The organism is Streptomyces sp. NPDC004542 (assembly GCF_040610035.1).
GTDB lineage: Bacteria > Actinomycetota > Actinomycetes > Streptomycetales > Streptomycetaceae > Streptomyces.
This window is the reverse complement of the sequence record NZ_JBEXLP010000110.1, coordinates 1-22,254: the sequence shown is the minus strand read 5'-3', so window position 1 is coordinate 22,254 and position 22,254 is coordinate 1. Positions and strand designations below refer to the sequence as shown.

13 protein-coding genes and 2 pseudogenes are annotated in these 22,254 nt (G+C 72.2%); 2 read left to right on the top strand and 13 right to left on the bottom strand.

Features of this window, described 5'->3' with window-relative positions:
- From ABZX30_RS34125 to ABZX30_RS34080, 10 genes and pseudogenes are all read right to left on the bottom strand, one after another.
- Positions 1-1,073 (bottom strand): annotated as a pseudogene (locus ABZX30_RS34125) (protein phosphatase); the annotation flags it as partial.
- 112 nt (positions 1,074-1,185) lie between these two features.
- The gene (locus ABZX30_RS34120) at positions 1,186-2,154 is read right to left on the bottom strand and encodes a cyclase family protein (RefSeq protein ID WP_355941061.1); all 969 of its coding nucleotides are present in this window, start codon (positions 2,152-2,154) and stop codon (positions 1,186-1,188) included.
- A 23-nt stretch (positions 2,155-2,177) separates the two neighbouring features.
- Positions 2,178-3,215 carry a 2,3-diaminopropionate biosynthesis protein SbnA gene (gene sbnA / locus ABZX30_RS34115; protein ID WP_355941059.1) on the bottom strand — a complete coding sequence of 346 codons (1,038 nt, stop codon included), beginning with the start codon at positions 3,213-3,215 and terminating at the stop codon, positions 2,178-2,180.
- A gap of 37 nt (positions 3,216-3,252) precedes the next feature.
- On the bottom strand, positions 3,253-4,317 hold the full coding sequence (sbnB, locus tag ABZX30_RS34110) for a 2,3-diaminopropionate biosynthesis protein SbnB (protein ID WP_355941057.1): 1,065 nt from the start codon (positions 4,315-4,317) through the stop codon (positions 3,253-3,255).
- The gene (locus tag ABZX30_RS34105) at positions 4,314-5,321 is read right to left on the bottom strand and encodes a TauD/TfdA family dioxygenase (RefSeq protein WP_355941055.1); all 1,008 of its coding nucleotides are present in this window, start codon (positions 5,319-5,321) and stop codon (positions 4,314-4,316) included. Before ABZX30_RS34105 ends, sbnB begins: the two co-directional genes overlap by 4 nt.
- 42 nt (positions 5,322-5,363) lie before the next feature.
- Entirely contained in the window at positions 5,364-8,624 is a 3,261-nt protein-coding gene (locus ABZX30_RS34100) for an amino acid adenylation domain-containing protein (RefSeq protein WP_355941052.1), read from the bottom strand.
- Between the two features lie 13 nt (positions 8,625-8,637).
- Positions 8,638-11,163 carry a Pls/PosA family non-ribosomal peptide synthetase gene (locus ABZX30_RS34095; protein ID WP_355941049.1) on the bottom strand — a complete coding sequence of 842 codons (2,526 nt, stop codon included), beginning with the start codon at positions 11,161-11,163 and terminating at the stop codon, positions 8,638-8,640.
- Positions 11,164-11,367: 204 nt separating this feature from the next.
- Positions 11,368-11,727 carry a hypothetical protein gene (locus ABZX30_RS34090; RefSeq protein ID WP_355941046.1) on the bottom strand — a complete coding sequence of 120 codons (360 nt, stop codon included), beginning with the start codon at positions 11,725-11,727 and terminating at the stop codon, positions 11,368-11,370.
- 21 nt (positions 11,728-11,748) lie between these two features.
- Positions 11,749-14,466 (bottom strand): SpoIIE family protein phosphatase, encoded by a 2,718-nt coding sequence (locus ABZX30_RS34085; RefSeq protein WP_355941043.1) that lies wholly within the window; start codon positions 14,464-14,466, stop codon positions 11,749-11,751.
- Positions 14,467-14,565: 99 nt separating this feature from the next.
- Positions 14,566-15,450, bottom strand: coding sequence for a serine hydrolase (locus ABZX30_RS34080; protein WP_355941040.1), 885 nt, complete (start codon positions 15,448-15,450; stop codon positions 14,566-14,568).
- A 520-nt stretch (positions 15,451-15,970) separates the two neighbouring features.
- Here ABZX30_RS34080 and ABZX30_RS34075 point away from each other — a divergent pair.
- Positions 15,971-16,720 carry a CAP domain-containing protein gene (locus tag ABZX30_RS34075; protein WP_355941037.1) on the top strand — a complete coding sequence of 250 codons (750 nt, stop codon included), beginning with the start codon at positions 15,971-15,973 and terminating at the stop codon, positions 16,718-16,720.
- A 126-nt stretch (positions 16,721-16,846) separates the two neighbouring features.
- On the opposite strand, the gene ABZX30_RS34070 is transcribed toward ABZX30_RS34075, so the two are convergent.
- Together ABZX30_RS34070 and ABZX30_RS34065 are read right to left on the bottom strand one after the other, a co-directional pair.
- Positions 16,847-18,208 (bottom strand): alpha/beta hydrolase, encoded by a 1,362-nt coding sequence (locus ABZX30_RS34070; protein WP_355941034.1) that lies wholly within the window; start codon positions 18,206-18,208, stop codon positions 16,847-16,849.
- A gap of 370 nt (positions 18,209-18,578) precedes the next feature.
- Positions 18,579-21,593, bottom strand: coding sequence for a glycosyl hydrolase (locus tag ABZX30_RS34065; protein WP_355941032.1), 3,015 nt, complete (start codon positions 21,591-21,593; stop codon positions 18,579-18,581).
- Positions 21,594-21,852: 259 nt separating this feature from the next.
- On the opposite strand from ABZX30_RS34065, the pseudogene ABZX30_RS34060 reads away from it, so the two are divergent.
- Positions 21,853-21,942: pseudogene (locus tag ABZX30_RS34060) on the top strand (hypothetical protein); the annotation flags it as partial.
- Between the two features lie 17 nt (positions 21,943-21,959).
- Here the strand turns inward: ABZX30_RS34060 and ABZX30_RS34055 are convergent.
- Positions 21,960-22,254, bottom strand: a 295-nt coding sequence (locus ABZX30_RS34055; RefSeq protein WP_355941064.1) for a hypothetical protein, incomplete at its 5' end; no start/stop codon positions are given.

Sequence of the window (22,254 nt, the reverse complement as noted above, 5' to 3'; positions counted from 1 at the left end):
GGGCCGGGCGCGGCGCCGGGGAGAGGGCGTCCGGGCGGCGGAGCGACGGGCCGGCACCGGAGGGAGGGGGCGGCACGGACGACGACGGGCTCGGCGGCGAAGCTCGCCGTGTCGAGCTGGCGCGGGACGACGAGGGCCTCGGCCGCCGGCATCCCGGGGAGGACGGCCTCGACGGCGATGCCTTCCGTCCCGGACGCACTCGTCATGGGGCGGCTCAGCAGGGTGACCCGGCCTCCGCCGGGCAGGGGCACGACCACCGCGGCCCGCTGCGCGCCGGAGATCAGCTCGGTGGCCTTCTCCAGGAGCACGGCCTGGTCACGCGGGCGCAGCTCGCGGGCCAGCTCCTCCACGGCGACGCCGTGGCAAGGGCCGGCGGCGGTTCGGGGCTCCGCCGCCAGGTACGCCCTCAGCAGCGCGCGCTCACGCTCGGAGCTCTGCCCCAGCAGCCGCCGCTCGATGGCCGCGGCCGCCTTGCGCAGCACCGCGCCCAGGCCCGGGGTGTCGGCGCTGCGTGGATAGCCCATGCACAGCACCCCCTCGATGCGCGCGCTGAGCGGGTCGCGGACCGGCAGCGCGAGGCAGGCGCTCTGCTGGGAGCGCTCGGCGAAGTGCTCGGCTCCGTAGACCCGGATGAGCCGCCGCTCCGCCAGGGCCAGCCCGATGCCGTTGGTACCGGCGACCTGTTCGGCGAAGACGAAGCCCGGGACCGTCTGGATCGCCGGGAGGCTGCCGACCAGCGACGCCCGTCCGAACCGGCGCAGCAGGACCGTGCCGTTCGCATCGGCGAGGGAGATGTTCATCTCGCTGCCGGAGAACTTGGTCTGCAGCCGGTCGAGCACCGGCACCGCCGCGTGGACGACCCGTCCGCCGGGATCGAAGTCCTCCCGGAAGGGAAGATCGTGCTGGTCGGGCGAGAGTCCCAGGGACCGGCAGCGCTGCCAGGAGCTCAGGATCGACGTCCGTACGCCCGTCTCGACCGGCTCGCCCTGTAGGAACCGCTCTCGGAAGAGGGCGGGACCCGTGCCGTCTGTCGCACGTCCCGCCGGTTGCGGTTCTCCGCCGGACCGGACCACGCTTCACCCCACTCACACCCGAAATAATTTACTTTTCACTCGATTTACAGAAAAGTATGGTATTGACGAGGATACGGGCATTGCGGATACGAGTCACGGTGGGCAAGGTCCGTCACAGCACCGCGACAGGTGTGACGGGCGAGCCCGTTCCGCCCGGCACGTTCAACGGCGCCACGACGAGCAGGAACGCGTACCGCCCGGCCTCGGCGGTCGCGGCGGAGAGGGCCTCCAGGTCGAGGTTGTCCAGCAGGGGCACCCCCATCGCGGCGACGGCCAGCGCGTGCACCGGCGAGTGCACCCCGTCGACGGGCGAGGGCCTCACGTCGCTGTCGCCGTCACCCCCGAGCAGCGCGATCCCCCGCTCGGCCAGCAGCGGTACGGCGTCCACGTGGAAGCCCGCGCCGGCCGTGCCGGGATCCCAGGCACCGAGTTCCCGACGGCGGCGGACCTGCCCGGAGCGCAGCAGCAGCGCGTCGCCCTCGCCGATCGTCACGCCGAGCGCCTCCTCCGCGGCGATGACGTCCCGTGCGTGCACCGCCTGTCCCGGCTCCAGCCAGCGGACCCCGAAGACGGCGGGGAGATCGAGGAGCACTCCTCTTGTCACCAGGGGCCCGAGCGCGGACACCGTGCCGAAGCGGGCCCCCGCGGCATCGACCGCCTCGCGCGCCGTCCGGCCGTCGTAGAGCCGGCCTCGATAGGCGATGTGGCACAGCGCGTCGAGATGGGTGACGCCCTTGCCGTGGTAGTCGACGGCGACGAAGTCCTTGTGGGTGGAGGGTTCCGGGCGCTCCACGTCACCGAGATCGGTCATGTGGTGCAGGGCGGGCCTGGGGTTGTCGGGGCCGGCCCGGGTGTTCCAGGGCAACGCCATCGGCACGACGGTGCCGGACCGCACCGCGGCCACGGCCCGCCGCACGTGGTCCCCGGTCACCCGGTTCCAGGCCCCGCGGTCGGCCGGGAACCACCTCCCCCAGGTGCGCACCGCCTCGAACACGGCGTCGAACTCGGGGCGGGAGACGGCCGGCCCGTTCCCGCCGCCGGAAAGCCTCGGGCCGGGGGCGTCCCCGGGGCTCGGGCGCATCCGCACTCACCGTCCCGGCCCCATCAGCGCTCCACTCCGCGGTCGCCGCCGACAGCGCGGTGCCGCGACACCGGATTGCCCCTCGGGGAAGCCGCGGGCACCTCCTCGGGGTCGAAGATCTCGTCGCCGTACAGGTCCTGGAGCCAGTTGCCCTGGTAGATGGTGTCGAGATAGCGCTCGCCGAGATCGGGGGCGATGGCCACCGCGGTCAGGCCCCGTGTGCCGTGCTGGGCGAGCCAGTCCGCCGCGCCGCTGACCACCGTCCCGGTGGAGCCGCCGAACAGGAATCCGCGGCGGGCCAGTCGGTGGCAGGTGCGGATGGTGTCCGCTTCCTCGACCCGGACGACGTCGTCGACGTAGGACTCGTCGAGCAGCGGCGGACGCATGCTCATGCCCAGGCCGGGGATCATCCGGCGGCCGGGCTCGCCGCCGAAGGAGACGGAGCCCACGCTGTCCACGGCGACGATCCGCACCGGCCGGTGCCACTTCCGGAAGTAACGCGCGCAGCCCATCAGGGTCCCGGTCGTGCCCGCCCCGACGAACAGCACGTCGAGCCGCGGGAAGTGGCCGGCGATCTCCGGTGCCGTGGTGCGGTAGTGCGCCCGCCAGTTGCCCGCGTTGGTGTACTGGCTGAGCCACACGTAGCGGTCGTCGGACGCGCACAGCGCGCGGACGTAGTCGATCCGTTTGCCCAGGAAGCCGCCGTTGGCGTCCAGGTCGGAGACGATGTGCACCTCGCTGCCCAGCGCCTCCATCAGGAGCCTGGTCGACAGGTTGCAACGGGAGTCCGTCACGCACAGGAACCGGTAACCCTTGCTGGCGGCGATCACGCTGAGCGCCACACCCAGGTTCCCGGACGAGGACTCGACCACGATCGAGTCCTCGGTGAGCAGACCGTCTCGCTCTGCTGCCTCCACCATCTCGTTCGCGGCCTTCAACTTGATGGAGCCGGCGAAGTTGAAGCCCTCGCACTTCAGGTGGAGACGACACCCGAGGACCGGCTCGAGGTCGACGAACAGATGACTTTCGTTGAAGGCGTGGGGAGCGGATATGACAGGCACGGTGGGCCTCCGGATGCCAGAGCCGAGCGGGTTCGCCTCAGCCGTACCGGCGCAGGTCGTGGAAGAAGTCGTCGATGAGGCGGAGCTGACCCGCGCGGGCCACTTCGTCGTAGACGTACTTGCCGACGGCGAGGTCGAGGACGCCGAGTCCGAAGGGTGAGAAGATCACCGGCCGGTCGGACGGCGGGGTGAGCCGGCCGCTCATGACGTCGTCGAGGGTGCCGTCCAGGAAGTCACGGTTGCCCGTGATCTGTTCGGCCAGGTGGGGAGAGGTGTCGGCCTTCAGGCAGTGCTCGACGTCGTCGACGATGTTGGCCGAGGACAGCAGGATCTCGGGGGCGAGATCGCGCAGGGAGATGTGCAGGACCAGGGGGTTGTGGGCGAACCAGGCCGGGTCGCCGACGTGGGGTTCGCCCGCGATGGTGGCGAAGACCACGAGGTCGCTGGAGCGGACGAGTTCCTCGGCGCCGCGGTGGACCGTCACCCGGCCGGGGGCGCCGCTCTGCTCCAGGTAGCCACGGAAACCGGCCGCGCTGGCGGCGGAGACGTCGTACACGCCCGTCTCGTCGAACGCCCAGCCGGTGCCGGTCAGGAACGTGTGGATGTAGCGGGCGATCAGTCCCGTGCCGAAGAAGCCGACGCGTTCGGGGCGGGGCCGGTCGCGGCTGAGCCGGTCGGCGGCCAGCGCGGCGGAGGCCGCGGTTCTGGTCGCGCTGATGATGGAGCTCTCCAGACAGGCGAACGGGTAACCCGTGTCGTGGTCGTTGAGGATGAGGACCGCGGAGGCCCGGGGCAGTCCCGCACCGACGTTGGCAGGGAAGCTGGAGATCCATTTCAGGCCGTCGACGTGGACCGACCCGCCGACGGAGGCCGGCAGCGCGATGATCCGGTCCGCGGGACGGTCCGGGAAGCGCAGGAAGTACGACGGGGGGTTCACCGACCGGCCGGCGCCGTGCAGCCGGTAGGTGGCCTCGACGAGCTCCACGATCTGCTTCTCGCGCCCGCTCAGCGCCTGCTGGACCTGGGCGCCGGGGATCACCGCGAACGTCGGCGCCGGGCGGGAGCCGGACCTCTCCGGGCTGGGTGACAGCGAGTGGGTCATCGCCGGCTCGCCTCCGGGGTCGGGCAGCCGTCGGGCAGCCGCCGGGGCTCGGCCATGCCGACCAGTACCTGACGGTCTCCGCTGAAGGCCTCCCTGCTGTGCGCGGTGCGGATGTTGTCGACGAGCATGAGGTCGCCGGCCTGCCAGGGCTCGCGCCGGGTGTGCTCCTCATAGGTGGTGTTGAGCAGCCGGACGAGGTCCTCGCCGATCGGGGAGCCGTCGCCGAAGCGGGTGTTGAACGGCAGCGCGTCCTCGCCGTAGACGTCCACCAGGTACTCGCGCACCTCCGGGGCGAGCGTCCACTCGTTGAGGAAGGCGATCTGGTTGAACCAGCACCGTCTGCCGGTGAGCGGGTGCCTTACCACGGCGCTGCGCCGCTGCCGGGTGTGCAGGGACCCGTCGGGCTGCCAGGCGAAGTCGATGGCGTGGGCGCGGCAGTACTCTTCGACCGCGGCGCGGTCGTCGGTGCCGAAGGACTCCGTGAGGGACGCACCGATCTCGTCGTTGTAGGCCCGGGTCAGCAGCCAGCCCTCGTGCTCGAAGCGTTCGGTCACCTCGGTGGGCAGCGCCCGCAGCACGTCCTCCGCGTCGGCCACCGCCGTCGCCCCGCCCTCGCCGGGCGCGGTCAGGCACGCGAACAGCATCAGGCCGGGCACCTCGACCGCGTAGCTCAGCTCGTGGTGCATGCACATCGGCTGGTTCGCCGGCCAGGCCGTGGAGGAGTACACCCCCGCGCCATGGGCCTCGCGGGGCGCGAAGGCCTCCCTCTCCGTCATCAGGTCGCCGGCGAGGGCCGCGAACACGGCACCGGCCCCGGTCGCGTCCCGCAGTCCCAGCCCCCGGACGAGCAGCGCGCCGTGCTCGGTGACCTGGGCGCGCAGCGCCTCGCGGTGCTCCGCCGCCCAACTCGACGCGTCCCCGGGGGAGGCGACCCGCAGGATCGGGGGTCTGTCCGGCTGGAGCCGCACGTCGAGCGGTGCTGCCAGGGGTGGTGAGGACGACATCTCTGGTTCCTTTCGGTTGCCCTGCGGGAAGTGACGGGAGGTTCAGGAGGAGGCCAGCGGTTCGACGGCGCCCAGGACGGCCCGGGCTGCCTCGGCCGGCCGGGTGCGCAGGAAGTAGTGGCCGCCGTCGGCGAGTTCGTGCAGCTCCACGCGTTCGGCGAGGAGCTGCCAGTCGTGCCAGCGGCCCGCGTGGCCGGCGGTGTTGGGATCGTCGGCGGCGACGACCACGGTGACCGGCGCGGTCAGCTTCACCGCGGGTGGCACTGCCAGGGCGGCGGCGAAGTAGCGGTGGGCGGACACGCAGTCGTGCCGGTAGGCGGCACCGACGTGTTCGGCGTGCTCGGCGTTCAGCTCCCGCAGTTCGGTGTAGCCGCCGTCCGCGGTCAGCCGTTCGGCGATGCGGGCGTCGTCCAGGCCCGTCAGCTCGGCGACGGCGGCACGCCGGCCGGCGGCGGTGCCGAGGAGCTGGGCGGCGAGAAACACCCGGGAGACGTCGACGCCGCGCTCACGGAGCTTGCGTGCCGTCGCCACCGCCTGCGCCGCGCCGGACGAGTGGCCCCACAGCATCACCCGGGTCAGGCCGCGCGCGGTGATCTCGGCGACGACCCGGTCCGCCACCTGCTCGATCGGAGCGAACGGCTCGGTGTGGGCGGCCAGGTCGTGACCGGGCAGCTCGACGGCGTGCACCGCGACCCCGCCGGCCGCCAGGGCGCCGGCCATCGGCCGGTAGTTGACCGCGTTGCCGCCCGCGTAGGGGAAGCACACCAGGACGCAGTCCGGCGCACCGCCCGCTTCCGACAGCGGCTGCAGCAGTTCCGGGCGCTGCCGGGAGGTGCCGTCGAGGAGGGCGGCGAGGTCGGCCAGTACCGGATGCCGGGTGATGTCCTTGAGGGACACGGCACGGTCCAGGGCGATGGTGAGCTTCACCGCCGACAGTGAGGTGCCGCCGGATGCGAAGAAGTGGTCGGTACGGCCGATCCGGTGCTCGGGGACGCCCAGCAGTTCCGCCCACGCTGCCGCCAGCTTCCGCTCGGTCGGGGTGCGGGGGACCTGGTCGCGCTCCCCGGTGTGGTCACCCGGTGCGGCAGCCGTCCGCTCGGCCAGCGCGGTCAGCGCCTTGCGGTCGGTCTTCCCGTTGCCGGTCAGCGGCAGGGCGGGCTGCCAGTGGAAGGCCGACGGGATCATGTAGGCGGGCAGTGCGGCGCCCAGCGCCTCGCACAGCGCGTCCGGCGGGAGACTACGGCCGGTGTAGAAGGCCGTCAGGTGCTTGCTCCGGTCGGCCCGTTCGGTGACGACCACCGCGCCGTCGCGCACTCCGGGCACCCGCAGCAGGGTGTTCTCGATCTCACCGATCTCGATGCGGAAGCCGCGGATCTTGACCTGGTTGTCCCGGCGGCCGAGGAACTCCAGTCTGCCGCCGGGCTGCCAGCGCCCCCAGTCACCGCCGAGGTACAGCCGCTCCCCCGGCCGGTACGGATCCTCCCGGTAGGCCTCACGGGTGCGCTCGGGGTCGTTGACGTAGCCCCGCCCGACGCAGACGCCGGAGAAGGCGATCAGTCCCGGGGCGCCCAGCGGCACCAGTGACAGGTGTTCGTCGACGACGTAGACGTGCACGTTGTTGACCGCACGCCCGAGCAGCACCCGCTCGGGCACCTCCGTGATGACCTCGTGGTTGGTGTCGTCGGACGTCTCCGTCAGGCCGTAGGCGTTGACCAGTCCGATCCCGGGCTGGATCGCGAACCAGCGCTGGATCAGCTCCCGCTTCAGTGCCTCGCCGGTCACCGAGACGCACCGCAGGTCCGGCAGCGCGCGGGGCTGCCGTTCCAGGTACGAGACGACCACTTCCAGGTAGGAGGGCACGAGTTGGGCCACGGCGGCCCGGCCGCGGACGACGGTGTCGAGGAACCGCTCGACGTCCAGGATCGCCTCCTGTCCGACCAGCAGTGTCCGCCCTCCGACGAGCAGCGCGGACACCAGCTGCCACAGCGAGATGTCGAAGCACTGCGGGGCCGTCTGTGCCACCACCGACCCCTCGGTGATCTCCAGGTCGTCGATCTTGGCGTAGAGGTGGTTGAGCATGCCGGCGTGCTCGCACATGGCTCCCTTGGGCTCACCGGTGGAACCGGAGGTGAAGTAGATGTAGGCCAGTTGGCCGGCGGTCACCTCCACCGCGACGTCCGTGCCGTCGTGCTGCTCCTGGTACGCGGTCCCGGTCAGCAGCTTCTCGACACCCGGCACCGTGGCCAGGGCCTGGTCCAGGGTGCCGGTGGCGCCGGATTCGGTCAGCACCAGCCGGCACCCGGCTCGCGACAGCGTCGCCGCGATCCGTCCGGCCGGGAAGTGGGGTTCGATCGGCAGGTAGACGCCGCCCGCCTTGAACACCGCCAAGGTCGAGGCCAGCCAGTCGAGATGGCGTTCGGTGACCACCGCCACCACGTCCTCCCGGCCCAGTCCGCGCTCCAGCAGCGCTCGTGCCAGCCGGTTGGCGCGCGCGTTGAGCTCGCCGTACGTCCACTCCCGCTCGCCGTGCACCGCCGCGACCCGGTCCGGGTGCGCGCGCACACGCTGCTCGAACAGTTCGTGCACCCGCGCCGGCGGCAGCTCCCGGCGGGGACCGGCCAGCCCCTCGATCTGCTCGTGCACCTCGTCGGCGCAGAGCAGGCTCTGCCGGGTGTGATCGGCGTCCGCGTCCGCCGCGATCAACCGCAGCGCGGCCAGGTGGTAACCGCCGACCCGGGCCGCGCAGTCGGTGTCCAGCACCTGCGTGCGGTACCGCAACCGCACCGACAGCCGCCCGTCCTGGTCGTACCAGCCCACGCCCAGCGCGGCGTCGTCGACGAGCCCGGTCCCGGCACCCGCCGGGTCGAACACGATCTCGTACGACGGGCCCGCCAGCCCCAGTTCCCGCCGCAGCTCCTCCACCGGGAAGTGCCGGTGGACCAGCAGCTCGGCCTCGACACGGCGCGCCTCGGCCACGAGGGAGCGCCAGGACCCGGCGGGCACGGTCAGCCGGCACGGCAGCGGTCCGCTCCGCTCCCCCGCGACGTACCCCGTCACGACTTCCTGCTCACCGGAGAGCGCGGCCAGTACCTTGGTGTGCGCGGCCAGCAGCACCGCGCTCACCGGCACCGACGCGCTGCGTGCCAGCTCACGCACCGCGGCCGCCACGGCGTCCGGCACGGTCGCCTCGTACACGGCTACTCCCGCGACCGGCTCCGGAGCCCATCGTGGCACCGGGGTGACACCTCCGGCGGTCAGCACCCGGCTCCAGTACTCCCGGTCCGCCTCTACGCGCGCTCCCATCGCATGGCCTTCCTCAACTCAGCGTCGCCGCAGCGCCGCCGGCCGCAGACATCGCTGTTGCCGAACCGAAGCCGCTGGACCGGTCGGACGCATCCGGCAGGTCCGCGGCGGGGTTGCCGCCCCAGTGGGCGTTCGGGGGAACTTCCTCGCCCTTCATCAGGAAGGAGTCGGTGGCCAGCACGGCACCGTCGCCCATCGTCACGCCGTAGTGCACATGGGCGCCGACGCCCAGCGTGCAGCCGGCGCCGATGGTGGTGCCGTCGGACTTGAAGGTGCCGTCCTCCTGCGAGTGGCACTGGATCTTGCTACCGGCGTTGAGGGTGCACTCGTCGCCGATGGTGGTGAGCGTCCGCTCGGTCAGGTAGCAGCCGTCGTCGAAGACCCTGCGGCCGATGCGGACTCCCAGCAGCCGCCAGACCAGCGACTTGAACGGGGTCCCGTTGAAGATGTTCAGGTGCTCGTCCGGAACCTTCCACAGCCGCTCGTGCCTCCAGAACCGCGGGTCGTAGATGGAGAACAACTGGGGCCGCAGCGCGCGGAACGACGTGATGCAGCGCTCCACGAGGATGTAGTAGAGGGTGGTCGAGACCAGGGTGAGGGCCAGATATCCGGCGATCACCACGTGTCCGACCACGCCGTACAGCTCGACGGAGGCGAGAGCGAGAACCGTGAGCAGGAAGGTGTGCAGCCACCGCGCGGACAGCATGACGGCCATCGAGCGGAGGTTGTAGCGGTTCTTCGCGGCGAGGCGCCGGCTCAACGTGTCCCCGGTGCGCAGGTGGTCGAACCGTGCGTCGCGCTCCACCGAGCGGGGGATCTCGAAGCAGGGGGAACCCAGCAGCCCCACGCCTTCCCGGATCTCGCCGTCGAGGGGCACCATCACCTTCGTGGCGAGCAGGCAGTTCTCGCCCGTCCTGCCGCCCGCGGGGTAGGCGATGTTGTTGCCCAGGAAGTTGTGCGCGCCGATCGACGCCCGGGACACCCGGAAGGACGTGCTGGAGAAGTCGGCGTTGAGGACCGAGAGCCCGTCGGCGACCATCGTGCCGCTGCCCACGGAGACCAGGAAGGGGCTCTCGTGCTGCACCTCGGTGCCGAAGTTCGACCCGGTCTGCTCGACGCGGGACAGGTCGTATCCGAGGCCTCGCAGGTAGTACACGATGTAGGAGCTGTCGCCGAAGAGCCAGGCGAAGAACTTCACGTTGGTCAGGCGGGCCGTCGCCCGGTGCGCCGCGTAGTGGAAGCCGTAGAGCGGATAGACCCGGTCGGGCCTGACGGCCGCGCTCAGCAGGCGCGGCACGGTGTACAGCACGACGAGGCCCACGACGACGAAGCCGAAGAACAGCACGAGGGAGAGCAGCAGCGCGTCGGTGAGCAGGGCCGACACCCCGAGGCCGGCCGCGTCCGAGCCCAGTCGCCTGCCGATCGCCGGAACCCCGGTGAACAGCAGGTACATCCCGCCGAAGGTCAGCGGCAGGTACAGCACGAGCAGTTGGAGCAGGGTCAGCAGTCCGAACCAGGCCCGGCGCGGGGTGCCGCACTTCGCCGGCGCGACCCGCACGTACTCGGTCCCGGTGGGCTGGGCCGGGGAGCCGTGCCGGTGCTCGCCGTCCGGGACCGACTGGCCGCGGTACAGCGCGGACGAGTGGCCGATCTGCGCTCCGTCACCCATCGACGTGTCGATGTCGAGCACCGTCTTCTCGCCGACGAACACGTCGCGGCCGAGCGTGACCCGTCCGGTCTGGATACGGCCCGCGTGCGCCCGGTAGCACAGGAGGAACGAGTCCTTGCGGATCACCGTCCCGGCTCCGATCGTGAGCAGGTCGGTGCAGACCGGTACGGAACTGGAGAGGATCGTGACGCCCTTGCCGATGCGCGCGCCGAGCGCCCGGAGGTACAGCACGTACAGCGGATTGCCGACGAAGAAGACCATCGGATTGGCGTGGAGAAGGACCTTCACCAGCCAGAAGCGCAGATAGGCGGGACCCCACAGGGGAAATTCGCCGGGTTTCCAGCGGCCCACGAGCAGCCATTTGGCGATGACCGGGAAGAGGCACATGGCCAGGAACACGGCGTCGCCGAAGATGAGCGACCTCAGGTAGACGTCCGCCGGACCCGATCCGGCGGCGATCCACTCGTATCCCCGGGAGGCGACCAGTCCCGCCACGAAGGAGTAGGCCAGGAAGATGAGCAATTGGCAGGTGCCGCACAGGAAATGGTGCAGCCGGCTCGTCGGCCGGCTCGTCGGCGTCACCGGTGCTCCGGCGGGAGCGGGACTCGCCGCCGCGAGGGCTGCCGCCAGGCTGCGGATCGTGGGATGCCGGTAGATGTCCTTCATCGACGCGGACGGCAGGTCCGGTGTCTTCCTGACCCGCGCGCAGAACTGGGCCATCACGAGGGAGTTGGCACCGAGATCGGTGAAGAAGTGGCTGTCGACCGGAACGGATTCCAGGGACGCGACGTCGGACAGGACGTCCGCCATTCTTCGTTCCGTCTCGGTCACTGTCCGGGATACGGGGACCTCGGAGGACTGCTCCACCATTCGACCTCCTAGATCGCGAACCGTGGATCTCAGTTTGGGTCGGCCCGCGCCGGGCTGCCACCGGGAAGGGGCCGCCGTGAAGACGACGAGCACTCCACGGGCCCGTCCACCTTGGATTCCCGCGCCGTCCGGCCTGCGCGGGAGATCACCCGAATGGCCGGAGCGGCAGCCGCCTGGCGGAACAGCGGCACGGCGCGCCGGGCGTCAGCCGAATCGTCCCGCCACGTGGTCCGCCGTCCGCTGGTCCTCGGGAGAGCCGAAGACGTCCGCCGTGGGGCCGTGCTCGACGATGCCGCCGGGCGTGTTCTGTTCGGCGAGGAAGAAGGCGCACTGCTGGGACACACGGGCGGCCTGCCGCATGTTGTGGGTGACGATCACGATGGTCACCTCGCCGGAGAGTCCGTGGACCGTCTCCTCGACCCGGCGGGTGGAGGTCGGGTCGAGCGCGGAGCACGGCTCGTCCATGAGCAGGACCCGGGGGCGTACGGCCAGTGCGCGGGCGCAGGCCGGATCCTTGCGGCCCGACGCGTCACACGTGGATGAAAGATGGATGATCCACGCCATTTCCGTGGGGAAAGTGTGCGGTCACTGCGTCCGGTCCACACCGGACGGACCGGCGCCGTTCTCGGCTTTCGGCAGTGCCTGTTCGGCCCAGATCACCTTGCCGTGGGGGGTGTACCGGGTGCCCCAGCGCTCGGTGAGCTGCGAGACGAGGAAGAGACCCCGGCCGCCCTCGTCGGTCGTCGCGGCGTACCGAAGGTGCGGCGAGGTGCTGCTGGCGTCGGCCACCTCGCAGATGAGGGTGCGGTCGTGGATCAGCCGGACGTGGATGGGCCCGCTGCCGTAGCGGATGGCGTTGGTGACGAGCTCGCTCAGGACGAGCTCCATGCCGAAGGCGAGCTCGGCAAGGCCCCACTCGTCGAGTTTGCCGGCGACCGCGAGACGCACCTCGGCGACGGCGGCCGGGTCGGTCGGCACGTCCCAGTCGGCGATCCGGTCGGGCGGCAGCGCCCGGGTGCGGGCGATGAGCAGGGCGACGTCGTCCTGCGGCCGGCCGGGCAGCAGCTCGTCCAGCACGGCCTGGCAGCTCTCGTCCGGCTGCCGGTCGGGGTGGCCTGCCAGGGCCTGGCGCAGCAGTTCCATGCCCACGTCCAGATCACGGGCGCGGTCCTCGATGAGGCCGTCGGTGTAGAGGACGAGCTGGGTGCCCTCGGGGAGGTCCAGCTCCGCCGTCCGGAACGGCATGCCTCCCAGGCCGAGCGGCGGTCCGGCCGGCAGGTCGGGAAAGGCGGCGCTGCCGTCCGGGAGGACCAGCGCGGGTGCCAGGTGCCCGGCTCGTGCCATGGCGCAGCGGCGCGTCACCGGGTCGTAGATCGCGTACAGGCAGGTCGCGCCCACGACGGCCGCGGGTGTCTCGGGGGAGGTCTCGTTCTGGTCGATGCGGCCGACGAGGTCGTCCAGATGGCCCAGCAGTTCGTCGGGCGGCAGGTCGAGCGTGGAGAAGTTGTGCACCGCCGTGCGCAGTCGTCCCATCGTGGCGGCGGCGTGCAGGCCGTGACCGACCACGTCACCGACGACCAGGGCCACTCGGCTGCCGGGCAGGGGGATCACGTCGAACCAGTCGCCGCTCACACCCGACTGGGCGGGAAGGTAGCGGTAGCCGACGTCGAGGGCGCTCTGCTCGGGCAGGGCCCGCGGCAGCAGGCTGCGCTGGAGGGTGACGGCCAGGGCGTGCTCACGGGAGTAGCGGCGGGCGTTGTCGATGCTGATGGCGGCGCGGGCGACCAGTTCCTCCGCCAGCGACAGCTCCTCCTCGTCGAAGGGACCGTGCTCCTTGGACCGCCAGAAGTTGGCCAGGCCCAGCACGGTGCCGCGGGCCTGGATGGGGGCCGCGATGAGGGAGTGGATGCCGTAGTCCACGATGGCGGCGGCGCGCTCGGGGTCCTGGGCGTGCCAGTCGGTGGCGGTGGACAGGTCCGTGACCAGTTCGGAACGGCCGGTGCCGTAACCGCGGGCCTGGGGTGTGGACGGCAGGAAGTCGATCAGCCGGTCCTTCTCGTAGAGGGGGTGGTCGTGCCGGATGCCGCACACGGCGATGCGTCGCATGCCGGTCGCCGTGGTGGCCGGTTCCTCGCCGTGCAGCACGGCGTCGGGCAGGTCCACGGTGACGAAGTCGGCGAAGCGCGGGACGGCGACCCGGGCGAGTTCGTCGGCCGTGCGGACGACGTCGAGGGTGGTGCCGATGCCCAGTCCGGCGTCGTACAGCAGCTTCAGCCGGTCGCGGGCGACCTGGGCCCTGCCGGACACGGCCTGCAGCTCGGTGGAGTCGCGCAGCGTGACCACGGTCCCCTTGGGGCCTCCGTCGCGGTCCGTGGGCCGCTGGTTGACCGCCAGGAGCCGGGGCCCGGCGAAGTGGACCTCGTCGGTGGCCTCACGGCCGGAGACGAGGAGCTGGGCCATCTCGGGTTCCAGGCCCGACAGCCCGGCCACCCGCTTGCCCTCGGCGTCCGCGGGCAGGGCCAGGAGCCGCCTGGCCTCGTCGTTCGCCAGCAGCAGCACCCCGTCGTCGTCGACGATGAGCACACCTTCGCGCACGGAGTGCAGCACCGCGTCGTGGTGCTCGTACATGCGGGTCATCTCGTCCGGGGCAAGGCTGTGGGTCTGGCGGCGCAGCCGTCTGCCCACCAGGGCCGTCACGCAGGTCGCCGCTCCGAGCGCGCTTCCTCCGGCGGCCAGGATGATCGGTATCTGCCGGTCCACCTGGTTGGTGACGTTCTTGACCTTCAGCCCGGCGGAGACGAGGGCGACCACCTTGCCGTGGGTGTCCTTGACGGGCACGGTGGCCTGCACCTCGTGTCCCAGCGGGCCGTGGACGCTTTCCGTGTAGACCTTTCCGGCCAGCGACGGCCCGATGGTGCCCACGAACCGCTTGCCGATCCGGCTCGGCAGGGGATGGGTGTAGCGGATGCCGTGGGCGTCCATGACGACGATGAAGTCGACGCCCGCGGACTTCCGCCCCGCCTCGGTCAGCGGCTGGAGCACTTTCGACGGGGTGGGGGTGCGCAGTGCGGCCACGATGCCCGGGGAGTGCGCGAAGGTCTGCGCGACGGCTATGGACCGGCGTCTGGCCTCGGCGTTGGTGTCCCGCCGTGACTGGAGGAACAGGGAGAAGACGGCGAACACCACGAGCAGCACCACCAGTGCCACTTGCAGGACGAACACCTGCCCGGCGACGCTTCGCGGGCTCTTCCCCGACAGCGATCGCCACGATAGACGTCCAAGCCGGGCAAATCGGTCTTGCATCCGGCCTTTCTAGCATTGCTCGTCCCGAGTCGTCACCACCCTGCCCATGAACGCCGGCCACTGCTCTCCCTTGAGCCTCATGCGTCACATCGGGCCGGATCAGCGGGCGGCCGCCGAGGAGACGGCCGCCCGGGCCGCGCGTTCCACCAGGGAGACGCCGTCCCCCATCGTCTCGCTCCCGTCCGAGAGGACCGCGACGAGGTAGTGGTGTCCGCCGGCGGTGATCTCTCCGACGCTGTTGACGTCCCACAGCCGGGTGGTGTTGCGCTGCAGCCAGCCGTTCTTCAGCGCCCACCCGGAGTCGGCGGCCGCCGAGACACCCCAGGCCTGCTCGGCGGCGACACTCGTCATCAGCGTGCGGATGCGGGTGCGGGACGCCGTGTCGAGCACGGGGGAAGCGGCGCCCGTGCCGGGCCCGGTGCCGAAGACGTCGCGCAGCAGCCGTATCTGATCGCTCGCGGTCGTCCGCGTCAGCCCCCACCTGACGCCGGGACCGCCCCGCGTCGAGGTCAGCCCCAGCCGCTCGTTCGCGGCCTGGAGACCGGGCGCCAGGCCGATGCTCCGCCACAGCGCGCCCGCCGCGTCGTTGTCACTGCGCTCGATCATGACCTCCGCCCGGGCGCGGTCCCGCGCGCCGAGACTCCGTCCGGCGTCCTGGGCCTGGAGGAGCGCGGCGGCGAGGATGTCGACCTTCACGATGCTGGCGGTGTCGTACGCGGTGTCGTCGCCGAACACCGCGGGCTCGCGTCCGGTGCCGTCCAGGTCCAGAACCGCCGCGGTCACCCGTTGCTTCCCCTGCGGCCGCACCTGCTCGAGGAACGCCGTCGTCGCCGGACCGGAAGACGTCGCGGCGGCGTCGGAGCGCGCGGCCGCCGGGGCCGCGAGGGCCGCCGCCGGCGCCGGGGCCACCGCCCCGGCCGCCAGGAACCCCGCTACCGACGTCGCGACGACGCCGGCCCACATCGCGGCACGTCTACGCGGCAAGGGGCAGGTTCGGTACGGCATAGGCAGGGACCTCGGCAGTTCGCGTGATGGGGGCACAGAACCGCGAACCTAAACAAATTGCCCGCCGCGCGACGTGACGGTCGCCACGGAAAGCCGGTTGTGCGACGAAATGTGAACGGATTCACAGGCCGACCGCAGGGCGGCGGGATTCCGTGACATGCGTCACGCCGGGCCCGGGACATCGCCGTGCCGATTAGTAGGAGCCGCTCCGGCGACATAGGAGACTTGTCCGTCTTGATGCGGACACCTCCCACGCTCGCCTCGACGGCATGCCACGCGTGGGGACGGTCTCGCCTCTTCGCGCCCGGGAAAGGCCGCTGACGGAGGATCAGGCTCCTGAGCCGGCCGCGGCACCCGGCAGGCACGCCCCCACTCACCTGGCAAGGCCCACGGAAGGCTACGAAGCGACGTAGTACCGAGCGCCCTTTGCGCTCGGTGCGCGGCCCTTCCAAGAATGACGAGCCGCAGGACGTCGTCGCAGTTCAGGGCAGGTCACGCAATGGGAATGCACCGCAGGAAGCAGTACTACCGCCGGATAGCCGTCGCCGCCGCCGCAGTGGGGGCCGTGGCGGTACCGTCCGCCGCCATGGCCTGTACCGACTGGGGGTCCGGCGGCGGGGATCAGCTCCGCCTCACCGCGGCGGACACGGCCGAGGAGTGGCAGGGCAGCACCGGCCAGGATCTCGGCTGGTACCGCCACTGGAAGCACCGCTGGACCGGCACCGCGGGCAGCGCGCCCACCGCCTCGACGGCGACGAAGACCCCGGCCGCCTCCCCGAGCGCCCCGAGGACCACCGCGCCCGCTCCCCGCTCCACCACCAAGGCCCCCACGACAGCGAGCACCCCGAAGGCGACGGCCACAGCCACGGCCTCGGGAGTCACCGCCCAGGTCATCCAGCTCGTCAACGCGGAGCGCGCCAAGGCGGGGTGTTCGGCCCTCACCCCGAACGCGACGCTGGCCAAGGCCGCCCAGGCGCACAGCGCGGACATGGCGGCCCACCGGAACATGTCGCACACCGGGTCCGACGGATCGTCCCCGGGCGACCGGATCACCGCGGCCGGCTACGCGTGGGGCGCCTACGGCGAGAACGTCGCCTACGGCTACACCACCCCCGAGCAGGTCATGGCGGGCTGGATGTCCAGCCCCGGACACCGGGCGAACATCCTCAACTGCTCCTACAAGGAGATCGGCGTGGGTCTCGCTCAGCCCGGCTCCTACTGGACCCAGGACTTCGGCACACCCCGGTAGGTTCCGCCGCGGCCGGGGGCCGCCGCGCGGGTGCGACACCCCGCGGCGTGCGGCCCCCGGCCGGCAGCGCCTGCCCGGCGAGCACCGTGTCCGCCCGTCGCCGGTGCCGGCCGTGGCGGGTCGCCGTCAAGGACGGCTGATCGTCAGGGCCGCCGGGCGGTAGGGGACGTACGCCGCTCCGTCCAGGCCGAGCGCGGTGGCCGACCGTTGCAGGGCGGCGGGGTCGGCGGCGTCCCAACTGCCGGTGTCCAGGCGGTGTTCGAGGGCACGCAGGGCGGCGACCGTCTCCGCGGTGGTGAAGGCGCAGTGGCCCTGGCGCTCGACGTAGGCCTGGCGCAGCAGCGCACCCCGCCCGGCCGCGCGGACGCGGTCGGCGAACCGGCGTTCCTGCTCGACCGGGACGAGGTTGTCGGCGGTGGTGTGCACGTCCAGCAGGGGGACGGCGAGCGACTGCCCCGCGGAGGAGGTGTGCTCGGCGGTGCGGACGGCGGCCGGGTCCGCGGTGACCGCGGCTCCCGAGGTGAGGGCCTTCAGGTCGGCGCGCAGGTCGAGTCCGGCCGCCCGGTACAGGGCGCGGACCTGCGGGGCGTGGACGGATCCGGCGAGGAGACGGGCGTAGTCGATGCCCTGGTTCCAGGAGTTGTTGCCGCCGACGGACTGCTCGATCGCGTACCGGCCGCCCTCGACGAAGGAGAGGATGCCGCTCGCGAACCAGGCGTACTGCTGCTCCTGCTGACCGGCCCAGTCGTGCGGCGCGGGGGCGGTGCGGCCCGGAGCCCACGCGGGCAGGTTGAGGAAGGCGGCGGCCAGGGCGATGCGGGCGCGGCCCTGCGGGGTGGACTGTGCGGCGGTGACGGCCGCGGTGAGCTTCTGGGCGGTGGCGGCGGCCTCGTCGGCGGAGCCGAACCGGACGAGCTTGACGTCCTGTTCGGGCAGGAGCAGCCGGGCGAGGGTGTATTCGGCGTCGAGTTGGTAGTTGTCCAGGTCGGTGCCGCCGGCCACCAGCCCGCACAGGCCCAGCGCGCCGTCGACGCGGCCGGCGCCGTCGCGGGCTATGCGGGCGTTGACCAGTCCGCCCATGGACTGCCCGACGGAGAGGGTGCGGCGCGGTGTGCCGATCCGCGCGGTGACCGCGTCGAGGGTGGCGAACTGGTCGCGTTCCGCACTGGCCAGCGCCCACATCGAGCCGTTCGGGTCGTAGGAGGAGCCGGCCAGCGCGTATCCCTGGGCGAGGAGTTCGGCGCGTGCGTCGTCGGTGGGCGCGTCGCGGGCGACGAGCGGGCCGAAACCGTGGCTGAACAGCAGCAGGGTGCCGTTCCAGCCGTCGGGGACGTCGGCGATCCAGGTGGCTCCGTCGGCGAGGGTGCCGGTGAGGTGACCGGTGGTCGCGGTCCCCGTCTGGACGGCAGCCGGTGCGGAGCCGGTGGTCAGGGCGGTGACCGCGGCGGTGGCGAGGGCGACGAGGGAGAGGCGCAGGCGGGTGCGCATGACGGCGGCTCCTGAGGGAGTGGGGGGCGGGAGCTGGTCGCGACGATGCTCAGTGCGCTGAACGCCACGGAATCTAGGGCACTTTCATTGCCGCCGTCAATCTAATGCACTACATCAGCGTCTCGGTCGGGGAGGACGGGGGCGGGCGACGAGGCTCCGGGACCGATGCGCAGGTGGGCGTGGAGGACTCCTGCCGGGCCGCGCACGGGGCCGGATGCCGGTGACTCGGCCGGTGAACGGCGACGTCCGCGGCCGAGGCCGCGGACGTCGTCTGCCGTCGAGAGGGTGCGGGTGGGGAGTGCCGTGCGGGCACGGTGCCGCGTTCCCTCCGGACCGACCGGGGATGGAGACGTTCGACCCCCGGTGGGCGTCAGTCGTCAGCCACGGCCGCCTGCGCGTACGGGACCAGGCGCACCGGACCGACGAGTCCGTGGTTCTGACGGGCGACCGCGCCGAAGACGGTGGGCTGGACCACCCGCAGGCGGTTGACGAGCGGTGTCGCGACCTCGACCTCGAGGGTGTTCGCGCCGCGCCGCAGCAGGGTGCCGAGGTCGACGACGGGACGCAGGCGGTCGGCCGGTGCCAGCCGCGTGCCGTTGACGGTGACCCGGAACGTGTCGCTGACCTGGCCGAGTTCGAGGAAGGCGCCGAGGGACGCGTCCCATTCGGCGGGCAGGGTGACCGTCGTGCGGTACCGGCCGATTCCCGCGGAGTCGGCCAGCTCGGGGATCTGCGACCAGGGCAGCAAGGTGTCGAGCGTCAGCGTCCGGCGCACCCGTTCGGTCCGTGTCGCGTCGGACCCGGGCTGGAAGTCCTCGACCTCCAGCTGCCAGCGGGCGGGCGTGACCGGTGCGGGCACGGACCGGACGACGGTGGTGACCGTGCGGGCGTCGGACAGGCGTGTGGTGTAGGTGCCCGCGCCGGTGGCACGCACCGTCAGGCCGCGCCGGGTGTAGAGCGCCGCGTCGGCGTCCGTGGCCAGGACGTGCGGGCGGGCTCCGTCGCGGTCGCCGAACAGTCCGGGGCGCCCCAGCGCGACGATCATCACCTGGCCCGGCTGGAGCGTGACGCGTACGGTGAAGTCGTGCCCGTCCTGGGTGTACCGGGCGATCCGCCCGGCCTCGCCCGTCCAGGGGTCGAGCAGGTACGGGACGGTGGCTCCGCCCCGGGTGCGGCGCAGTGTCACCTCGTGGTCGATCGCCGCCACGGGCGGTTTGACGGTCTCGGCGTGCTTGCCGTTGCACAGGTAGTAGAAGTCGGCTTCCGCGGTGACCCGGTGCGCGTTGAGGAGCGTGGAGGCGGAGGCGTAGCGCGCGTCGGGGCTCACGCCCAGCCGGGCGAGGGCGTCCCCGACCGCCGCCTTGTCGGTGACACGGGCGACGTTGGGCAGCGCGAGCAGGCGGGCGAGGACCTCGCGGAGCCCGTCCGTCTCGCCCGGTGCGGGTACTCCCGGGGTCAGTGCCTGGTCGAAGGCGCCGAAGAGGACGACCGGAAGTCCGGCCCGGGCCAGGTCGAGCAGCTTTCGGGCGTCGGTGACGGAGAGCGTGGGCGTGGAACCGTAGAAGAAGTCGCCCTCGACGAAGAGCGCCTTGTAGGCGGGGCCGTCGGGGGCCAGCCGGCCGTCGGACACGGTGGCGGAGGGCAGGTCGAGCAGCGGGCCGCTGAGGAACTGGTGGGTCCAGCCGAGCGGGACGCCGGTCGCGGTGAACCAGGACGCGCCGATGCCGGTGGCGGTGTAGCCGGTCTGCCGGAACACGGCGACGTCCGCCCTCGCGGTACCCGCCTGGAGGACCTGGTGCACGCGGCCGAGGTAGCCGGAGATGTCGGCGACGTGGTGCCAGGTGGGCTGCCGGGGGCCCCAGGACTCGCCGTAGCCGGGGGTGCCGTTGTAGGGGCTGAAGGCGGCGAAGCCGGGCCAGGCGGCCTGCGGCGCGGTGGCGTAGGAGAAGCCGTGTACGACCGTCTGGTTGACGCCGGCCGCGTAGGCGCCGCCCATGGTGCGCAGGAAACGGTCCCAGGTCGTGCTGTACGCCGAGCCGTTGTAGGCACCCGCCTCGCAGGAGAGCACCGTGTGTCCGGCCATGTCCCGGCCGCCGGCCAGGCAGCGGTAGTCGTCCAGGTTCTTGAAGCCGAGCGACTCGCCCTCGGGGATGTCGAGGATGGCCGCCGACGCGATGGCGTCGGTCTGCAGGCCGTAGGGCTGGGAGCGCAGCTCCATGCCCAGGGAGTGCGCCCAGTCCCGCAGGGCCAGCAGGTGGTGGCGGTTGAACAGGCCGGACACGGTCTCCCAGAAGTCGTGCCTGATCTGCCGGGTCAGCTGGGCCTCGAAGGCGAAGACCTGGTTGCTCTTGTCGAGGACCAGCGCCGGCAGGTACGGCCACAGTGGCCGGCCGGTGTGCTTCTCGAAGGCGTCGGGCAGGCCCGGTGTCCAGACCAGCCCGTCGGTCTCCAGTTCCACGGAGTCCTCGAAGAAGGCTCCGCCCGCGGCCTTCAGCAGCTGTCTTGTGGCGGGCGTCAGCAGCTGTGTCTCCCAGTGGCCGGTGACCGTGGCGGTGCCCCGGGCGCTGAAGTGGTCGACGACGTAGGCGGCGGGAGAGGAGTGCGGCCCGGACTCGGGCTGCTGTCCCGAGCCGCGCTGCCAGTAGGAGATCAGCACCCAGTCCCCGTCGTCGGGCGCCGTCCAGGTCAGTGTGCCGTCGATGACGGTGTCGGTCAGGTCGACGAGGCCGGCCGGGTCGAGCCCGGTCTCCTTGCGGGTGGAGTTGGCGGGTGCGACACGGGCGCACTGCACGGCGAGCAGCCGCTGCTTCGTGACACCGGCGGCCGCCTCGCGCACGGGTGGCGGCACGGGCCCCGCGTAGGTGGTTCCGCCCGCCAGCGAGACGCGTCCGTGGACGAGCTCCTGGGCCGCCGCGTCGTCGTCGGGGCTGAGACCGGGCACGGCGACGGGCCAGCTCGGGCCGAGGGTGATGTCGACGGTGAGGCCACGGCGGGCGGCCCGGCGCAGTGCCGCCTCGACGCCGTCGCGCCAGGGCCCGCTCCCCCACCCGTGGTGAGCGGTGTCGAGGACGGACTTGTCCTTGATGCTGTGGTGGACGGCGGCGATCTCGACACCGCCGAAGCCCGCATCCGCGATCTGGTCGATCTCGCGGGCGATCTCGTCCGGGTCCACCAGGCCGTCGGGCCACCACCACCGGAACCTGGGCCGCACCGGGCGCGGCGGGTCGGCGAACCAGTCGCGGCCCGGCCGGCTCCCGCCGTCCGCGGGAAGCGCGACCGCGGCGGGCGAAGCGGCCCCGAAGGCCGCGGCGGTACCGGCCGCCAGGCCGACGGCCAGCACCGAACGGCGTGATATCCCGCCACGCCGCGGAAGGTGTTCTTGCATGAGCGCACCCCAGCGATTTGAATCGTTTCAATCCATCCGAACGCCGGAACGTTAAGCCGCTGGTTCCGGCGGGGTCAAGATGTCTGCACGCTCTCGAAAGGCGAGCGCCCACGACCGTGCCGGACCGGTCCGCGGCCGAAAGCCCGTCAGCGACCGCCGGGGAGACCGCCGATGGCTTCAGGTGCCGCGGACGCGGTGGTTCTGCCCGGGCTGATCCGCGACCGGGGACCCGCGCACCGTCTACCAGGGCGCGCGCGAGGTGCGCCGCAGGTGGCCCGCCTCCCGCCTCGTCACCCTCCGGGGCGCGGACCAGCACGCGGTGTACGGCGTCTTCGGCAGCTCCTGTGTCGACACGGCGGTCAACGCCTACCTCACCACCGGACACCTGCCCGACGGGGACGTCACCTGTGACCGGACCGCCTGTTCGCGGCCGGCCCCGCCGTCTTCGCCACCTGGCCGCCGCAGTTCACCGGCGACGGCGCGCGGTCCGAGTTCCAGCCCGCCCTCTACACCCTGGACCTGATACACCCTGGACCTGCCGCTGCCCGTCGTCGGCTTCGGGCAGGAGCCGGCGTTCGCGGCCCGGGGTGCCGCGCAGTGGGCGGCCGTCGTACTCGTCAGCGCGGGCCGGCTCCTCGCCGCCACCGCCACGGCGGGCGCG

Bases quoted from the DNA above. Each gene is read 5' to 3' on its own strand.
- ABZX30_RS34120 (WP_355941061.1), bottom strand. From the start codon at position 2,154: ATGCGCCCGAGCCCCGGGGACGCCCCCGGCCCGAGGCTTTCCGGCGGC.
- sbnB (WP_355941057.1), bottom strand. From the start codon at position 4,317: ATGACCCACTCGCTGTCACCCAGCCCGGAGAGGTCCGGCTCCCGCCCG.
- ABZX30_RS34105 (WP_355941055.1), bottom strand. From the start codon at position 5,321: ATGTCGTCCTCACCACCCCTGGCAGCACCGCTCGACGTGCGGCTCCAG.
- ABZX30_RS34100 (WP_355941052.1), bottom strand. From the start codon at position 8,624: ATGGGAGCGCGCGTAGAGGCGGACCGGGAGTACTGGAGCCGGGTGCTG.
- ABZX30_RS34095 (WP_355941049.1), bottom strand. From the start codon at position 11,163: ATGGTGGAGCAGTCCTCCGAGGTCCCCGTATCCCGGACAGTGACCGAG.
- ABZX30_RS34090 (WP_355941046.1), bottom strand. From the start codon at position 11,727: ATGGCGTGGATCATCCATCTTTCATCCACGTGTGACGCGTCGGGCCGC.
- ABZX30_RS34085 (WP_355941043.1), bottom strand. From the start codon at position 14,466: ATGCAAGACCGATTTGCCCGGCTTGGACGTCTATCGTGGCGATCGCTG.
- ABZX30_RS34075 (WP_355941037.1), top strand. From the start codon at position 15,971: ATGGGAATGCACCGCAGGAAGCAGTACTACCGCCGGATAGCCGTCGCC.
- ABZX30_RS34070 (WP_355941034.1), bottom strand. From the start codon at position 18,208: ATGCGCACCCGCCTGCGCCTCTCCCTCGTCGCCCTCGCCACCGCCGCG.
- ABZX30_RS34065 (WP_355941032.1), bottom strand. From the start codon at position 21,593: ATGCAAGAACACCTTCCGCGGCGTGGCGGGATATCACGCCGTTCGGTG.